Annotated in this window: 15 protein-coding genes and 1 tRNA gene; 3 read left to right on the top strand and 13 right to left on the bottom strand. The window is 70.4% G+C overall.

What is annotated here, in order from left to right; translation table 11 throughout:
• A complete protein-coding gene (locus ABD437_RS24795; protein WP_344651307.1) occupies positions 1–1,740 on the top strand; it encodes a fibronectin type III domain-containing protein in 1,740 nt (579 codons plus the stop codon).
• A 34-nt stretch (positions 1,741–1,774) separates the two neighbouring features.
• Here the strand turns inward: ABD437_RS24795 and ABD437_RS24790 are convergent, their stop codons facing one another.
• The 9 genes from ABD437_RS24790 to ABD437_RS24750 form a co-directional block, all read right to left on the bottom strand.
• Positions 1,775–2,518, bottom strand: a complete 744-nt coding sequence (locus tag ABD437_RS24790) for a 3'(2'),5'-bisphosphate nucleotidase CysQ (protein ID WP_344651306.1) — start codon at positions 2,516–2,518, stop codon at positions 1,775–1,777.
• A 145-nt stretch (positions 2,519–2,663) separates the two neighbouring features.
• Complete coding sequence (locus ABD437_RS24785) at positions 2,664–3,065, bottom strand: hypothetical protein (protein ID WP_344651305.1); 402 nt, start codon at positions 3,063–3,065, stop codon at positions 2,664–2,666.
• 93 nt (positions 3,066–3,158) lie between these two features.
• Entirely contained in the window at positions 3,159–3,914 is a 756-nt protein-coding gene (locus ABD437_RS24780) for an RNA polymerase sigma factor (RefSeq protein ID WP_344651304.1), read from the bottom strand.
• The gene (locus ABD437_RS24775; protein ID WP_344651303.1) at positions 3,911–4,285 is read right to left on the bottom strand and encodes a hypothetical protein; all 375 of its coding nucleotides are present in this window, start codon (positions 4,283–4,285) and stop codon (positions 3,911–3,913) included. The genes ABD437_RS24780 and ABD437_RS24775 overlap by 4 nt, the downstream gene beginning before the upstream one ends.
• 29 nt (positions 4,286–4,314) lie before the next feature.
• Positions 4,315–4,890 carry an aminoacyl-tRNA hydrolase gene (gene pth, locus ABD437_RS24770; protein WP_344651302.1) on the bottom strand — a complete coding sequence of 192 codons (576 nt, stop codon included), beginning with the start codon at positions 4,888–4,890 and terminating at the stop codon, positions 4,315–4,317.
• 69 nt (positions 4,891–4,959) lie between these two features.
• Positions 4,960–5,583, bottom strand: a complete 624-nt coding sequence (locus ABD437_RS24765; protein WP_344651301.1) for a 50S ribosomal protein L25/general stress protein Ctc — start codon at positions 5,581–5,583, stop codon at positions 4,960–4,962.
• A 180-nt stretch (positions 5,584–5,763) separates the two neighbouring features.
• Entirely contained in the window at positions 5,764–6,741 is a 978-nt protein-coding gene (locus ABD437_RS24760; RefSeq protein WP_344651300.1) for a ribose-phosphate diphosphokinase, read from the bottom strand.
• Between the two features lie 78 nt (positions 6,742–6,819).
• Complete coding sequence (gene glmU / locus ABD437_RS24755) at positions 6,820–8,274, bottom strand: bifunctional UDP-N-acetylglucosamine diphosphorylase/glucosamine-1-phosphate N-acetyltransferase GlmU (RefSeq protein ID WP_344651299.1); 1,455 nt, start codon at positions 8,272–8,274, stop codon at positions 6,820–6,822.
• Between the two features lie 88 nt (positions 8,275–8,362).
• A tRNA-Gln gene (locus ABD437_RS24750) sits at positions 8,363–8,434 on the bottom strand.
• Between the two features lie 157 nt (positions 8,435–8,591).
• Between ABD437_RS24750 and ABD437_RS24745 the strand changes: the two genes are divergently transcribed.
• Positions 8,592–9,584, top strand: coding sequence for an acyl-CoA desaturase (locus tag ABD437_RS24745; protein WP_344651298.1), 993 nt, complete (start codon positions 8,592–8,594; stop codon positions 9,582–9,584).
• Between the two features lie 143 nt (positions 9,585–9,727).
• Positions 9,728–10,327: a TetR/AcrR family transcriptional regulator gene (locus ABD437_RS24740; RefSeq protein WP_084701744.1), complete on the top strand. Its 600-nt coding sequence runs from the start codon at positions 9,728–9,730 to the stop codon at positions 10,325–10,327.
• Between the two features lie 45 nt (positions 10,328–10,372).
• Here ABD437_RS24740 and ABD437_RS24735 read toward each other — a convergent pair whose 3' ends face one another.
• From ABD437_RS24735 to ABD437_RS24720, 4 genes are all read right to left on the bottom strand, one after another.
• On the bottom strand, positions 10,373–10,855 hold the full coding sequence (locus tag ABD437_RS24735; RefSeq protein WP_344651297.1) for a hypothetical protein: 483 nt from the start codon (positions 10,853–10,855) through the stop codon (positions 10,373–10,375).
• A 107-nt stretch (positions 10,856–10,962) separates the two neighbouring features.
• Positions 10,963–12,744 (bottom strand): ABC-F family ATP-binding cassette domain-containing protein, encoded by a 1,782-nt coding sequence (locus tag ABD437_RS24730; RefSeq protein WP_344651296.1) that lies wholly within the window; start codon positions 12,742–12,744, stop codon positions 10,963–10,965.
• On the bottom strand, positions 12,744–13,649 hold the full coding sequence (locus ABD437_RS24725) for a 4-(cytidine 5'-diphospho)-2-C-methyl-D-erythritol kinase (protein ID WP_344651295.1): 906 nt from the start codon (positions 13,647–13,649) through the stop codon (positions 12,744–12,746). The genes ABD437_RS24730 and ABD437_RS24725 overlap by 1 nt, the downstream gene beginning before the upstream one ends.
• A gap of 120 nt (positions 13,650–13,769) precedes the next feature.
• On the bottom strand, positions 13,770–16,847 hold the full coding sequence (locus ABD437_RS24720) for an immunoglobulin domain-containing protein (RefSeq protein WP_344651294.1): 3,078 nt from the start codon (positions 16,845–16,847) through the stop codon (positions 13,770–13,772).
• Positions 16,848–16,872: the final 25 nt, after the last annotated feature.

Raw genomic sequence — 16,872 nt, 5'->3', positions numbered from 1 at the left:
GTGCGTCCTCCCTCCAACCCCCGAATACGTCTCGTCGTACTCCTTCTGCTCGCTGCGGCGGTCGGGCTGGTTCCCACCCACCCCGCCACCGCCGCCGGCACGGCGTCGACGAAGGTCTTCACCGCCGACGCCCAGCCGACGTGGCAGACGAACGGCATCGTCTGGGCCGTCACCTACGTCCGCGGCGTGATCTACATCGGCGGGAACTTCTCGACGGTCCGTCCGCCCGGGGCCGCGCCCGGCACGCGTGAGGTCGCCCGCGACAACCTGGCCGCCTTCGACGCGAACACCGGCGACCTGCTGCCGCTCTCGCACCGGTTCACCTCGCCGCAGCACGCGTTCAGCGGCGCGAAGCCCGACGTCAGCTGCGACGTCGACTGGGACTCCCAGGTCTACAGCTGCGACACGATCTACCGGATCAAGGCGTCACCGGACGGCTCGACGATCTACGTGGCCGGCGACTTCACGCACGTCGACGGGCAGGTGCGGACCAAGATCGCGGCGTTCGGCGCGTCCCGGGACAACGCCCCGCTGGACACCCGCTTCGCCCCGACCGGGATCAACTCCCGGGTGCGCGCGCTCGCCGTCGGATCGCAGTCCGTCTACGCCGGTGGGCTGTTCACCCAGGCCGGCGGCGCGGCCCGTACCCGCCTGGCCGCGTTCGACCGGTCGAGCGGCGCGCTGACCTCGTTCAACGCGAGCGCGGACGCGGAGGTGATCGCGCTCAGCCTCTCGGCCGACCAGAGCCGGCTCGTCGTCGGCGGCAACTACAACCGGCTCAACGGCGTCGCCCAGCACGCGCTGGGTGCGGTGAACCCGAGCACCGGACGGAGCACGGCCTGGGCCTGGCGGGGCGTACCCCGCACGTCGTACATCACCGACCTGGTGGCCGACAGCAACGCGGTCTACATGACGGCGAACGGCGAGGGCACCTGGGACGGGCGGGCCGCGGTCGACCCGGCCACCGGCCGGCTGAAGTGGTTCGACAGCTGCCTCGGGGCCAGCTGGGCGGCGGCGCTGCACGGCGACCTGCTCTACACCGGCTCGCACGCGCACAACTGCAACGACACCGACGGCGGCTTCCCCGAGCAGGCCACCGACATGCCGGAGCCGCGCTACTACCGGCTGCTGGCCCAGACGACGCGTGGCTCGAGCACGTCGATCCAGTACTGGTTCCCATCGACGAACGGCGGTGACCCGAACATCCCGGCGACCCGGTCGGTGTCGAAGCTGGGCCCGCGTGCGCTGGCCAGCGACGGCCGGTCGATCTGGGTCGGTGGGCAGTTCACCACCGTCAACGACAAACCGCAGCAGGGCCTGACGCGCTTCACGCTCACCGCGAAGTCGATCGCCCCGTCGACGCCGGCCGCGCCGACGGTGCAGAACAGCGGCCAGAACCAGGTGACCGTCACCTGGCGCGGCGTCGAGGACCTCGACGACCCGACGGTGACCTACCAGGTCTACCGGGGTTCGACAGTGGTGTACCGGGTCCGCGGCTCGGCCAAGCCGTGGGAGACCAAGAAGACCTACTCGTTCGTCGACCGGGGCCTCACCGCGGGCTCGTCGGTGCGGTACACGGTCCGCGCGGTCGACGGGCACGGCACCGCGGGTGCGTCCTCACCGGCGGCGACCGCGACGGTCGGCCGCAGCGCCCAGGAGCCCGACCCGTGGGCGGACGACCAGTGGGGCCACGAGCGTGCGCCGTGGTCGGACTGGGACGACCCCTGGGGCGGTTGGTAAGTGGAGCGGGGCCCGGCCGAGTGCCGGGCCCCGTTCACTTGGCCGTCGCTATCGCCTGCAGGATCGGGTCGGCCAGTTCCGGCCGGCAGATGAGCAGGTCGGGCTGGTACGGGTTGGCGTTGTTGTAGCGCAGCGGGCTGCCGTCCACCCGGGACGTGTGCAGGCCCGCGGCCCGGGCCACCACCACCGGCGCCGCCGAATCCCACTCGTACTGGCCACCGTCGTGCAGGTACGCCTCGGCTTGGCCGCGGACGACCGCCATCGCCTTGGCGCCGGCCGAACCCATCGGCACCAGCTCGGCGCCGAGCTTCTCCGCCACCGTCTCCGCGTAGGCCGGCGGGCGGCTGCGGCTCACCAGGATGCGTGGCTGCGGCGCCGCCGGACGCGGACGCGGCGACAGTTCGCTGGTGAGCGTCGGGCCGAGGCCGGGCAGCGCCACCGCGCCCGCGGTCAGCTCGCCGTCCTCCCAGAGCGCGACGTGGATCGCCCAGTCGTCCCGGTCGAGCTCGGAGTACTCCCGGGTGCCGTCGAGCGGGTCGACGATCCAGACGCGCCGTGCCTCGAGCCGCGCGTGGTCGTCGGCGCCCTCCTCGGACAGCACCGCGTCGCCCGGGCGCAGCTTCGCCAGCGCCGCGGTGAGGAAATCGTGCGACCGCCGGTCTCCGTCGTCCTTCAGGCGGCTGGCCGGGACACGCTTGCGCGTACGCAGACGGAGCAGGATCACGCCGGCGTGGGTCGCCAGGAGGCGCGCTAACTCGACGTCGGAATCACAGGTCATCCGGGCTGCGATGGTCTCGGTGTCCGCATCCGAAGTCACTCGGCTACCCCCTGAACCCGGTGCCGTTCTTCTCGACACCGCACGGCGCTGGTGATCCCGAGGCTAGTGGGTGACGGGGCCGGTGAACATGGGGGCGCGTGTCGGGTCACAGCCGGACCCACGACGTCTGCAACGGTTTCGCCTGCGGCGAGCGCAACGGCCGCAGCACCAGACTGAACAGCCCGGTAGGGACGTCGAACTCCGCGCGTCCGTCGTCGTCGGTCGTGACCGTGAACGTGCTGCCGGCGCACCTGACCTCGGCCGACGCCCGCTGGGCCGGGAGCACCTCGAGGCTGATCCGGCGCCCGTTGCCCTGGTCGGTGACGCGCAGGTCGGCGCCGCCGCTCCGGTGCCCGAAACGCATCGTGCGGACGGTGGGGTCGGCGGCGGCCCGCCGGTCGTGGTCCAGGATCGAATCGAACATCAGGTCCGCGACGAGCGTGTCCACCGGTCGCGCGTCGAACGCACGACGCGCGGCGTCACGCACCGACTCTGGCACCACGTTCACGGGCCCTCCCTCGTCCACCCGGACATCCCACGGGCGGGCGTCCTCCTCGGCGGAGTGGGCCCTGCGCAACGGTTCCGGTGACACTGCTACCTCCTAGGAAGAGCCGGCCGCCGCCGGATTGATACCCGTGCCTTCCACGATTCCTCGTAGCTTCTCCAGGCACCGGCCACGGGTGGGGCCGATACTGCCGATCGGGATGTCCAGCGCCGCGGAGATCTCCTCGTAGCTGGGTGCGGGGTCGAGCAGGAGCATCTGCAGCAACTCGCGGCAGCGTGGCGTGAGGCGGCCGAACGCGCTGCGCATCTCGGCGTCACGTTCGGCGGCGAGCAGCGCGGCGTCGGCCTCCGGTGCCGCCAGCCGGAGCCGGTCGGTGCCCGGGTCGAGCTCCTCCCCGGAGAGCACCGTGCGCTTCGAGCGGCCCAGCAGCCGCAGGCACTCCCGGCGGGCCGTCGTGGCCAGCCAGGCCCCGACCCGGGCCGGGTCGCTCAGCCGGTCGATGTTCTCGACCAGCCGGAGCCACGTCGTCTGGCTGACGTCACCGGCGTCGCCGGGGCTCAGCCGGTGGTTGCGCGCGACGGCCCAGATCAGGCCCCCGTAAGCGTCGACGAGGGCGTCCCAGGCGCTGCGGTCTCCGCCGGCCGCCGCGCCCACCAGCATCGCGGCTTCGTCCGGGGTGAGGTTCGCCCGGCGGATCCCGGCCGGGCGGGGAGCGGCGGTCTCCTCGGTGTCGATCAGCTCGGTGTCGATCAGCTCGGTGAGGCCCTCGACCTCGTCCGCCTCGAGCTCGGGCGACGGCTCGGTCTCCGGCGCCGCCGGTGCGAGCCGGACGACCCGCGCCGAGTCGGTCATCGAGCCGGTCCGCCGGCGTCGGCGGCCTGGAAGCCGGGCGCCATCCGGACGACGCCGCCGTCGGCGAACAGCGCCTCCCGGCTGCGTCGCCGCTCGTCACGCAGCCACGCGTCGACCTCCGAGCGGGCGGTGTGCAGGATCCACTCGTCGACCTGGGTGGCCGATCGTTCCACCGGGTGAAGCGTCGGGTCCTTGGTGCGGGAGAGCGCACGCACCGTCGTCCAGCGTTCGGCCATCCGCAGCCAGGTCAGCTGGGAGATGACCGCCGCTTCGGCGCCGTCGAGCCCGGCCGTGGTCGCGATGCCCCAGATGGAGTCCATGTGCTGGTCGACCAGTGAGTCCCAGAGCTGATCAACCGCGTCACCCGACATACCGGACAATATACGCGTTAAACGCCCATCTACCTCGCGTGGAACGTGTTCTGCACGGCGGCCAGATCGGCACCGAGCAGCGCTTCCGCGGCGTCGGCGGCGGTGTCGACGAGGAGCGGCAGGTCCTTGCGCTCGGTCGAACTGAAGTCACGCAGCACGAAGTCGGCCGGGTCCTGGCGGCCGGGCGGACGCCCGATGCCGACACGCACCCGGAGGTAGTCCTTGGTGCCCAGCGAGTTCGAGATCGACCGCAGCCCGTTGTGCCCGTTGTCGCCACCGCCGCGCTTGAGCCGCACGCTGTCGAACGGGATGTCCAGTTCGTCGTGGACGACGATCGTCTGCTCCGGCGGCACCCGGTAGTAACTCCGCAGGCCGGCGACCGGGCCGCCGGACTCGTTCATGTACGACAGCGGCTTGGCGAGGACCACGCGGTGACCGTTGAGCCGGCCCTCGACGACGTCGGCCCGGGACTTGTGCTTGGCGAACCGGCCGCCGATGCGCTCGGCGAGCAGGTCGACGACCATCTGGCCGACGTTGTGCCGGTTGCCGGCGTACTTGGGGCCGGGGTTGCCCAGCCCGACCACGAGCCAGGGGTCGTCGGCCATTTCCTACTCCCTCATGAGTCCGGCCGGGGCCCCGTGAGGGGGCCCCGGCCGGGACTGGCGTTGCTGAGATCAGGCGTCGGCAGTCTGCTTCTCGTCCCGCTCGATGCCGGCCTCGGCCTCGGCGGCCTCGATCTCGGCCTCGGCCTGAGCGGCGCTCTGCTGGGCGACGACGCCGACGACCGCAGCCTCGGGATCGGTGATCAGCGTGACGCCCTTGGGCAGCGCGACGTCCTTGGCGAGCAGCTGGTGGCCGATCTCCAGGCCGTCGATGTTGACCTCGACGCCGTCGGGGATGTTGGTGGCCTCGGCCTCGACCGAGAGGGTGGTGAGGTCCTGGTTGACCCGGCCGCCCCGCTCGACCTCGCCGGTGAGGACGACGGCGAGCTCGACGGTGACCTTCTCGCCCTTGCGGACGAGCAGCAGGTCGACGTGGTCGATGGTCTGCTTGATCGGGTCACGCTGGACGGCCTTGGCGAGCGCGAGCTCTTTGCCGCCGTCGACCTCGATCGTGAGCAGGGTGTTGGCGCCATGCTTGATGGCGTTGGTGAATTCACGGGCCGGCAACGCGATGTGACGAGGCGCCTGCCCGTGCCCGTACAGCACGGCGGGGATCTTTCCGGCCCGGCGCGTGCGGCGTGCGCCGCCCTTGCCGAACTCAGTGCGCGGCTCGGCGGCGATTCGGACCTCGGACACGACTTAACTCCTCGAACGCAAGCGTGAGCAACGATTTGGCTTGGCGAGGGGCCGTGTCGTGGGCACCGCAGACGACGCATCCACGAATCAGCGCGTCGATCACGGAGCCTGCGACACAGCCCCCTCGCCGGGCAACCCGACTATCCTATCTTGCCCAGGCCGTACAAGACGAACCCGGGGTCAGCTGGCGCCACCGAAGAGGCTGGTAACCGAGCCGTCGTCGAACACCTCGCGGATCGCGCGGGCGATCAGCGGGGCGATCGACAGCACGGTGAGCTTGTCCAGTTCCTTCTCCGGGCCGATCGGCAGCGTGTTGGTGAGGATCACCTCGCTGATCGGACCGTTCTTCAGCCGCTCGGTGGCCGGGTCGGAGAGCACGCCGTGGGTGGCGGCGACCACCACGTCGGCCGCGCCTTCCTCCTTGAGGGCGTCGGCGGCCTTGGCGATCGTGCCGCCGGTGTCGATCATGTCGTCGACCAGGATGCAGGTGCGGCCCTTGACCTCACCCACGACCCGGTTCATCACGACCTGGTTGGGCACCAGCGGGTCACGCGTCTTGTGGATGAACGCCAGCGGCGTGCCGCCCAGCACGTCGGTCCAGCGCTCGGCGACACGCACCCGCCCGGAGTCGGGCGCCACCACGGTCAGCTCGCGGCCGGCGTACTTCTCCTTGACGTAGTTCGCCAGCAGATCGAGCGCGAACAGGTGGTCGACCGGCCCGTCGAAGAACCCCTGGATCTGGGCCGTGTGCAGGTCGACGGTGAGGATGCGGTCGGCTCCCGCCGTCTTGAGCAGGTCGGCGACCAGACGGGCGGAGATCGGCTCCCGCCCCTGGTGCTTCTTGTCCTGCCGCGAGTACGGGTAGCACGGGAGCACGACCGTGACGCGCTTCGCCGAGCCGCGCTTCGCCGCGTCCAGCATCAGCAGCAGCTCCATGAGGTGCTGGTTCACCGGAGCGCACACGCTCTGGATGATGAACGCGTCCGACCCGCGGACGGACTCCTCGAACCGCACGAAGAGCTCACCGGACGCGAACTCGAGCGCGCGCGTCGGCGTCACGTCGGTCTCGAGATCGACAGCGATCTCCGCGGCGAGCTCCGGTGCGGCTCGACCGGTCAGGAGCACCAAGCTCTTCCGGCTCTTGGCGTGAATAGCCATCGGTTCTGCGTCGCTTTCAGTGCGGCGGGGCGAGGGGATCTCAGGGGGTCGCTGCGCGGATTGTGCAGGACGAATCGACTATTCGACCGTACCTTCCCCGGACGCGACGCGCCGAGCAGCCGCCGCCGCGTCGGCCGCCGCCGTGCCGGGGCGGCGGCGCTCGACCCACCCCTCGATGTTGCGCTGGCGGGCGCGCGCCACCGCCATCGCCCCCGGGGGAACGTCTTCGGTGATCACGGAGCCGGCCGCGGTGTACGCGCCGTCGCCGACGTTCACCGGAGCGATGAACATCGTGTCGCTGCCCGTGCGAGCGTGGTCACCGATGGTGGTGTGGTGTTTGTTCACACCGTCGTAATTGACGAAGACGCTCGCGGCGCCGATGTTGGAATGCTCGCCGATCGTGGCATCGCCCACATACGTGAGATGCGGCACCTTCGAGCCTTCGCCGATCGTCGCGTTCTTGGTCTCGACGTACGTGCCGACCTTGGCCTTGCGGCCGAGCACCGACCCCGGCCGCAGGTACGCGAACGGGCCGACGGTGGCCTCGGGGCCGATCTCGGCCGAGGTGGAGTGCGTGCGCACGACCGTGGCGCCGGCGCCGACCTTCGTGTCGACGAGCGTCGTGTCGGGGCCGACCTCGGCCCGGTCCTCGATCACGGTGGCGCCACGCAGCTGCACGTTGGGGTGCACGACGACGTCCCGTCCGAGGGTGACGTCGACGTCGAGCCAGACCGTGGCCGGGTCGATCACCGTGGCGCCGGCCCGCATCGCGGCCGTGACCAGCCGGTCGCGCAACAGCGCACGCAGGCCGGAGAGCTCGACCCGGTCGTTGCAACCGAGGGTCTCGCGGTAGTCGGGCGCGACCATCGCGGCGACCGGGTGCCCGTCCTCGACGAGCAGGCCCAGCACGTCGGTGAGGTACTCCTGGCCCTGGTCGTTGTCGGTGGTGAGCCGGTCGAGCATCGAGCGCAGGTGCTTGGCGTCGAACGCGAACATGCCCGAGTTGATCTCGGCGATCGTGCGCTCGTCGGCGGTGGCGTCGCGGTGCTCGACGATGCGCTGGACGCGACCGTCGGCGCCGCGGACGATGCGGCCCAGACCGGTGGGGTCGGGCACCGAAGCGGTGAGCACGGTGGCCGCGTTGCCGGCCTCGACGTGCGTGGACACCAGCGCCTGCAGCGTCTCGGCGGTGAGCAGCGGGGTGTCGCCGTTCAGCACGACGACCGGGCCGTCGAGGTCGGGCAGCTCGGCGAGCGCGCAGCGGACCGCGTGCCCGGTGCCGTTCTGCTGGTCCTGCACCGCGGTGACGATGCGTTCGTTCACGCCGGTGACGTGTGCGGCGACCCGCTCACGCTGGTAGCCGACCACGACCGCCAGGTGCGCCGGCTCGAGCCGGGCCGCGGCCGCTAGCACGTGCCCCACCAAGCTGCGTCCGCACAGCTCGTGCAGGACCTTCGGGGTGTCGGACTTCATCCGGGTGCCTTCGCCTGCGGCGAGGACCACGACGGCAGCCGGTCGGGCCGGGCTCGTCACAACGGGTCTCCTGAGTAATAGGCGGCAGTGATCACTCCGCCCGCATGCTAGCTGCACCAGGGAGACAGCATGTAAGAGCCAAAAGGGGCTCGGCCGCCAGGATTCGAACCCGGACAAGCGACACCAAAAGACGCTGTGCTGCCTATTACACCACGGCCGAAGGCACCTTGATTCTTCCACAGCCTCGCCTCGGGCGGCTGGCGATATCCCCGGCGCGGAAAGCTTGCCAAACCTACGGGGGCGTAGGTTACGCTTCCGTAGGCGTCGGTTGATTCGACGCTCACGGAACTGGCTGTCGAAGCTGAAGGGATAGGCCATTGACTCCGACGTCCGCGGCGGCTGCTGAGGCGACCGCCACTCCGGCCGCCGAGGCTCCCAAGCGGTCGGGTCAGCGTCCGCTGATCTTCGGCCGCAAGGGCAACATCGAGATCGCGTTCCTCTGGTTCTTCGTGGTGGTGCCGTTCGTCGCGGTGCTCGCCGCGGTGCCGTGGGCGTGGGGCTGGGGCCTCACCTGGGTCGACGTCGCGATCTTCGCGGTGTTCTACGTCATCACCGGGTTCGGGGTGACGGTCGGCTTCCACCGCTACCTCACGCACGGCGCGTTCAAGGCCAAGCGCTGGCTGCGGATCGCGCTGACGGTCGCCGGCACGATGTCGGTCGAGGGTGCGCCGATCCGCTGGGTCGCCGACCACCGGCGCCACCACCAGTACTCCGACCAGGAGGGCGACCCGCACTCGCCGTGGCGTTTCGGCGAGTCGACCAAGGGCCTGTTCAAGGGCCTGGTCTGGGCCCACGTCGGCTGGCTGTTCGAGCGGGACAACTCCAACGCGCGCCGGTTCGCCCCCGACCTGATCCGCGACCCCGACATCCGGCGCATCCAGAAGAACTTCGTGCCGATCATGCTGTTCTCGCTGTTCGGCCCGGCCCTCATCGGTGGGCTGGTCACCTGGTCCTGGTGGGGCGCGGTCACCGCGTACTTCTGGGCCGGCCTGGTGCGTGTCGCGCTCGTGCACCACGTCACCTGGGCCGTGAACTCGGTCTGCCACGTGATCGGCGAGCAGCCGTACCGGTCGAACGACAAGGCCCGGAACTTCTGGCCGCTGGCGATCCTGAGCTTCGGCGAGTCGTGGCACAACTCCCACCACGCCGACCCGACCTGCGCCCGGCACGGCGTCGACAAGGGCCAGATCGACACGTCGGCCCGGCTGATCTGGCTGTTCGAGAAGGCCGGCTGGGTGTGGGACGTCCGCTGGCCCAAGCGTGAGCGTTTCGACGCCCGCCGCAACGAGCCGGTGGCCGAAGCCGCCTGAGCACGCCGTAACAGCCCCCGCCCGAACAGCGGGGGCTGTTGCGTTTCGGGGGGCGGTCCGCACAAGTCGTTCGTACGGGCTGACAGGATGTTGATGTGACCGATCAGGAACGCAGCCCGTCCGGCCGCGGAGCCCGGGTCCGGATGACCGGCAAGGAGCGACGCGAGCAACTGCTGACGATCGCCCGGAAGCTCTTCGCCGACCGTGGTTTCGAAGCGACGTCGATCGAGGAGATCGCCACCCGCGCCCACGTCAGCAAACCGGTCGTCTACGAGCATTTCGGCGGGAAGGAAGGGCTCTACGCGGTCGTCGTCGACCGCGAGATGCGGCACCTGCTCGAGACGATCACCAACGCGCTGAGCAGCAGCCACCCGCGGATCCTCCTGGAGCAGGTGGCCCTGGCCCTGCTCACCTACATCGAGGACGAGACCGACGGTTTCCGCATCCTGGTGCGGGACTCCCCCGTGGCCACCTCGGCCGGCACGTTCTCCAGCCTGATCAGCGACATCGCCAGCCAGGCCGAGCACATCCTGGACGAGGAGTTCAAGCGGCGCGGCTACGAGAGCAAGCTCGCCGGCATCTACTCGCAGGCGCTCGTCGGCATGGTCGCGCTCACCGGTCAGTGGTGGCTCGAAGCACGCAAGCCCAACAAAGAGGTCGTCGCCGCCCACCTGGTGAACCTGGCCTGGAACGGGTTGTCGAACCTGGACGCCAAGCCCCGGCTGCGGGTCGCCGAAGACTGAACACACGAACGGCCGGCCCGTTCCCGGGCCGGCCGTGCGGTGGAGCTACTTGGCCGCGCCGAGGGCTTCCTCGGCCACCCGGCCCGCCGACTCGGGGCGGCTGACCGGCTGCGAGCCCGAGACGCCGCTGTAGAGCGCCGCGGTGAACCACAGCGTGCCGAGCACGTACATCACGCAGACGTTGGTGACCGAGAACGCCATGAAGTTGTTCTCGCCGCGGATCAGGCACAGGCCGACCGTCCCGACGACCCACACCACGGGGCCGAGAACCGAGTTGACCTTCGCGTCGATGTTGCGGCCGGCCAGCGCGGCCAGCAGCGCGATCGCGCCGACGACGATCCAGAACACGCCGGCGGCCGGGTTGGCGGCCATCAGGCCCCAGACCTTCTCGCCCTCGGGGTCGGTGAAGCCATTGCCCGACGTCGTGGCCAGCGCGGTCGCGCCGAACGCGATGGAAGCCGCACCGGTGACGATCGTCAGACCCCGGTACAGGCCACGAAGCGGATGGTCGACCGGAAGGTGGGACATTCGGGGTCCTCCCAATTTCTGCGCCAGACTCGGTCTGTGGATTCTGCCCGATCTCATCGGCTGACCGTCGACCAGGTGTCGTCGATCCGGTGAATCCGTGCGGTGTATCACACGGACTCGGAGAGCTCCAGCCATGATTCCTCGGCGGCCTCGCGCTCGGCCTGCAACGTGCGGAGCTCGGCGTCCAGCTCCGCGACCTTCGCGAAGTCGGTCGCGTTCTCGGCCAAGCGGTCGTGGAGCTTGCGTTCGCGCTCCTCGAGTTTCGAGATCTGCCGCTCCAGCCGGCTGAGCTCCTTCTTGGCCGCGCGTTGATCGGCGGCGCTCGACGTCGGCTCGGCGGAGGCCGTGGCTACGGGCGCGGCGGTGGTGGGGCGGCCGGTGCCCGAGCCCGCGGCGGCGCGGCGCTCGAGGTACTCGTCGATGCCGCCGGTGAGCATGCGCAGCGCGCCGTCGCCGAGCAGCGCCCAGACCTGGTCGGTGACCCGTTCCACCAGGTACCGGTCGTGGCTGACCACCACGAGCGTTCCCGGCCACGAGTCGAGCAGGTCTTCCAGCGCCTGCAGCGTGTCGATGTCGAGGTCGTTCGTCGGCTCGTCGAGCAGCAGGACGTTGGGCCCGGCCATCAGCAGGCGCAGCAGCTGGAGCCGCCGCCGCTCGCCGCCGGACAGGTCGCCGACCGGGGTCCACTGCCGGGCCGACGAGAACCCGAACATCTCGGCCAGCTGGGAGGCGGTGAGGTCCCGGTCGCCCACGGTCAGGCGCTGGGCCACCTCTTCGACGGCCTGGAGCACCCGGAGCGTCGGCGGCAGCTCGGTGACCTCCTGGGAAAGGTAGGCCGCCTTGACGGTCTTGCCGACCTTGACCTCGCCGCTGTCCGGCTCGTTCTGCTCGGCCAGCAGGCGCAGGAGCGTCGTCTTGCCGGCGCCGTTGACGCCGACCAGCGCGAACCGGTCGCCCGGACCGATGCGCCAGGTGACCCGGTTGAGGATGGTGCGCTCACCGAAACGCAGCGAGACGTCCTCGACGTCGTAGACCTGCTTGCCGATGCGGGTGCCGGCCAGCCGCTTGAGCTGGACGGTGTCGCGCGGCTCCGGCACGTCGGCGATCAGCGCGTTCGCGGCCTCGATGCGGAACTTCGGCTTGCTGGTGCGGGCCGGGGCGCCGCGGCGCAGCCAGGCCAGCTCCTTGCGCATCAGGTTCTGACGCCGCTCCTCGGCCGCCGCCGCCTGCCGGGACCGCTCGGCCCTGGCCAGCACCCAGGCCGCGTACCCACCCTCGTACTGCTCGACCCGCCCCTCGGTGACCTCCCAGGTGCGCGTGCACACCGCGTCCAGGAACCACCGGTCGTGGGTGACCACCAGCAGGCCGCCACGCTTGGACTTCAGGTGCTCGGCCAGCCAGGCGACGCCCTCGACGTCGAGATGGTTGGTGGGCTCGTCGAGGACGAGCAGGTCGGTGTCTTTGATCAGGAGGGCCGCCAGCGCGACCCGTCGGCGCTCACCACCGGACAGCTTCGCGACGGGCGCGTCGAGGCCGATCGAGTTGAGCCCGAGGCCGTCCAGGACGGTGCGGATCCGCGCGTCACCCGCCCACTCGTGCTCGGCGTCGAAACTGCCGCCGATGACGATGTCACGCACGATCGCGTCGTCGGCGAAGTTCACCGACTGGGTCAGGTGCCCCAGCCGCAGGTCGCCGCGCTGGGTGACCCGCCCGGAGTCGGGCTGGTACTCCTTGGTGAGCACACGCAGCAGCGTGGACTTGCCGGCCCCGTTGAGGCCGACCACGCCGATCCGCTCGGCCTCCCCCACCCCGAGGGAGACCTGGTCGAGCAGTGTCCGGGTGCCGAGGCTGACGCTGACGGTCTCGAGGTTGACGAGGTTCGCGGCCACTAGTTCGTCACCAGCGCAGCGCCACCGACCGGGCCGTGCGCGATTCTGGTGTTCTTCAGCCTGGCCGCCACGGACCGGGCGTGTTCGGCGTCCCGCACGAGGAAGGCGCACGTGGGCCCCGACCCGGAGACGATGCCCTTCAGCGCACCGGCGGCCTCCCCGGCGGCGAGGACGTGGTGGAGCTCCGGACGGAGGCTCAGCGTCGCGGCCTGGAGGTCGTTGCCGAGGGCGTCAGCGAGCGCTCGCGGGTCGGGCTCGTCGAGAGCCTTGATGACGGGTTCGGGGTCGGACGCCGCGGTCGTTCCGCGGATCCGGTCCGACTCCGCGTAGACCGCGGGGGTGCTCAGCCCTTCGGAGGCCGTCGCGAAGACCCAGTGCCGCTGGTACGGGTGGGTGAGCGGGGTCAGCCGCTCACCGCGGCCGGTGCCGAGCGCGTCGCCGCCGAGCAGCGCGAACGGCACGTCGGACCCGAGCTGCGCGGCGAGTTCGTGCAGCTTCTCCGGCGGCGTGGCCAGCTGCCACAGCGTGTCGCCGGCCACCAGCGCGGCCGCGGCGTCGGCCGAGCCGCCGGCCATGCCACCGGCCACCGGAATCCCCTTGCGCAGCCGCACCGTGACGGCCGGCTCGATGTTGGCGTACGCCGCGAGGGCGTTCAGCGCCCTCACCGCGAGGTTCCGCTCATCGGTCGGGACAGCGTTGTCGGGGGTCTCCAGGACCAGGCGGACACCCGGCGGCCCGCACTCCAGGGTGAGCTCGTCGTAGAGCGACACGGCGTGGAAAACGGTCGCCAGATCGTGGAAGCCGTCGTCGCGCAGCGGCCCGACACCCAGATGCAGATTGATCTTGGCCGGGACCCGGACGCGAACCGCGGAACGGGACGGAACGGTCAGCGGATACTCCTCCATCGAACGAGCGTGCGCCCCCAGGCTACCGGTTGTCCCGGCACCACCCGTCCCCGGAGACACGCGACGGGGCCCACCCCCGAGAGGATGGGCCCCGCGTTACTGCGTGGTACTAGATCGGCGTCACTTGACGCCGGTCACCGGCCACCAGCCCGAACCACCGAACTTCACCGAGTCCATGTTGGCGAAGTACCAGGTGGTGTTGGACGGACGGTAGACGGCGATGTCCGAGCTGCCGTCGCCGTCGAAGTCGCCGGCCAGCGGGACGTCGCCGACCCTGCCGAACCCGACGGACTTGGCACCCCACGGGTACCAGGTCGAGTTCGACGGACGGTAGACGGCGACATCGCTGCTGCCGTCGCCGTTCCAGTCGCCGCGGACCGGGATGTCGCCGGCCTTGCCCCAGGTCACGGCCTTGGCGCCGAGGATGTACCAGGCGCCGGTCGACGGCCGGAAGACCGCGATCTCGTCGGACCCGTCACCGTCGTAGTCGGCCGGAACCGGGATGTCGCCCGACTTGCCGTAGACGACGGTCGCGCCGTCCTTGACGTACCAGGTGCCGTTCGAGGGACGCCACACCGCGACATCGGTCATGCCGTCGCCGTCGAAGTCACCCGAGACCGGCCAGTCGGTCGCCTTGCCGAACGAGACGTCCGGGTTGCCGTCGGTCTTCCAGGTGTTGCCCCGGACGACGGCCTTGTCGGCGGCCTTGTCGCTGTCGAAGTTGCCGACGATCAGCTTGTCACCGGCGGCACCGAACGCCTCCGGCTTGGCGGCACCGTTCCAGTAGAACGAGCCGTCCTTGAAGCTGGCGATGTCGGTCTTGCCGTCACCGTCGTAGTCACCCCACGCCGGAGCGTGCGTGGCACCCTTCGGCGTCACCGTCAGCTTGGCCTTCATCGAGTACTCGAAGTTGCCGTTGGCGTCGGTGACCTTCACCTGGAAGTAGGTGCCGCTGTCCGACAGCTTCGCGTTCGGCCACTTCAGGGTCGGGCTGGTGCCGCCCGGAACCGCCGCGAACGAGTCGTCGGCGCCGGTCTTGCTCCACTGCCACTGGTAGGTCAGCGCGCTGCTGCCCGAGGCCTGCACCCAGAAGGTGGCTTCCTTGCCCTCTTCGACCGAGGTGTTCTCCGGCTGGTGCGAGATCACCGGCGCACCGGTGATCTGCAGCGTGGCCACGTTCGACGCCACGCTGCCGGTCGCCGTGCCGATGATGGCGCGGAACTTGGCGCCGTTCAGCGACGAGTCCACCTTCGCGACCGTCAGGACGGACGGGCTGGTGGCCACCGGAGAGCTCGTGACGTAGTTCGTGCCGCTGGCGTCCTCCCAGTCGTTGTGTCCGACCTTCAGGACCTGCCACCGGGCCGACGTGACGGCCGATCCACCGGGCACGGTGAAGCCGGCCGAGAACTTGACGTTCGTCGCACCGACGAAGACCGAGTCACCGGCGGGCTGCGTGGTGATCACGGGGTAACCCTTGATCGGCAGCGTGCCGACCGCGGACACCTTCGTGCCGGCGCTGTTGGTCGCCACCGCCCGGAACTGGGTTCCGTTCTGCGCGGTGGAGCTGGTGAAGACCTTGAGCGTCGTCGCGTAGGACGTCGACGGCGGGGTGTTCGTGGTGGCGATGTTGTAGATGCCACCGTTCTGGACCGGCTGCCAGTTGGTCGAGCCCGGGGCTGCCCACTGCCACTCGATCGTCGGCGTGACGTTGCTCGTGAAGGTGACCGCGAACACCTGCGTGTCACCCACGTCGACGCCGGTGGAAGCGATCGGCGTCGCCGTGTTGTCCGAGCTGATCGTCGGCGCGGTGACCACCGGAGGCGCCGAGGGCGCGACCAGCTTCCACCCCGCCGCGTCGTACCGGTAACCGCCGGTGACCTGGCGGTTGGTGCCGGCACCGACGATCGGCGTGCCGATCGGCGCGGTGGTCGTGGAGGTGGTCGAGAAGGTGATCGGCTCGGCCGTGACGCTGCCCAGGTGACCGAAGTCGCCGGACTGCAGGCGCTGGTAGCCGTTGCTCCCGAACGCCGGGTCCATGCCACCGGAGAGCGTCCAGCGGAACACCTCGGCGGTGCCGTCGGCCGCGTCGTTGGCCAGCCAGTAGCGCGTCGGGCTACCGCCGACCGCGATCTCCGGGTCGCCCGCACCGGCCGGGCTGGCCGCGATCGAGGTGACACCGTCGTTGCCGAACGCGGTCTGCAGGTCGCCCTGGCCGCTCGCGGTGTTGATCTTCGCGAGGAAGTAACCGCCGGCGGCCTTGCCGGAGACCAGCAGGTTGGCGTTGGAGTCCACGGCGATCACATCGGCGAGCGACTCGTTCTGCCACTTCGGGGACTGCGCCTCGGCGTAGGCCTCGATGGCGATCGACTCACCGGTGGCGGCCGTGCCGTTCGTCGTGTTACCGAACGTCATGTCGGCGGTGCCGGCGGCGGCGATCCGGTAGACCGACGATTCGGTGTCGTCGCTCGCGGTGGCGCCGGACACCTGGGCCGTGCCGAAGAGGACGTCCGAGGCGCCGTAGCCGATGCCGCCGAGCGACAGCACCTTCCGACCGGACGCGGCCGGAACGTCGACGTAGCCGCTGGTGGTGTTGAAGTTGGCCGTGTCCAGCGCGCCCGCAACCGTGACCTTGTAGATCCGCGCGTAGTTGGTCGGGCTCAGCGTCGTGCTCGACGCCTGCACCGCGACCGCGAGCTTGCCGGTGCTGTCCAGCGCCGCGTCGACGATGAAGAAGCCCGACGCGTAGCCGGCCGCGATACCCGTCGTCACGACGTTACCCGTGAGGGTGGAACCACCGGAGATGGCGGTGCCGGTCGCGTCGAGGTGCCAGATGACGATGTCACTGGCCTTCTTGCCGACCACCCAGATCGAGTTGTCGGTGGTGTTGACCAGGAGCTCGGAGACCGTCACGCCGGCCGTGGTGGTGCCGTTGTTGGTGAGATCCACCCGGCCGCTGTTACCCGTGCCCCACGAGTCGAGGGTGCCGTCGGCCTTGAACTGCGTGAGCGAGATCGCTCCGGGCGTGCCACCCGGCGTCGACGCCGGCGCCTGGCTCAGCACCAGGCGCTTACCGCTCGCGAGCTGAACCGCTGAAATTCCCAACGTGTCGGACCAGCCGGCCAACGCGGCACCCTTGAGGTTGCCGTAGCCCGTGTCACCGACAAGGTTGACCGCCGAGGCGGGTGGACTAGCAAGCATCGCAGCCACGGTGCCGACGACGGCA

This window comes from Cryptosporangium japonicum, assembly GCF_039524755.1.
GTDB lineage: Bacteria > Actinomycetota > Actinomycetes > Mycobacteriales > Cryptosporangiaceae > Cryptosporangium > Cryptosporangium japonicum.
The sequence above is the reverse complement of the archived record's forward strand: the minus strand, read 5'-3'. Positions and strand labels throughout refer to the sequence as shown.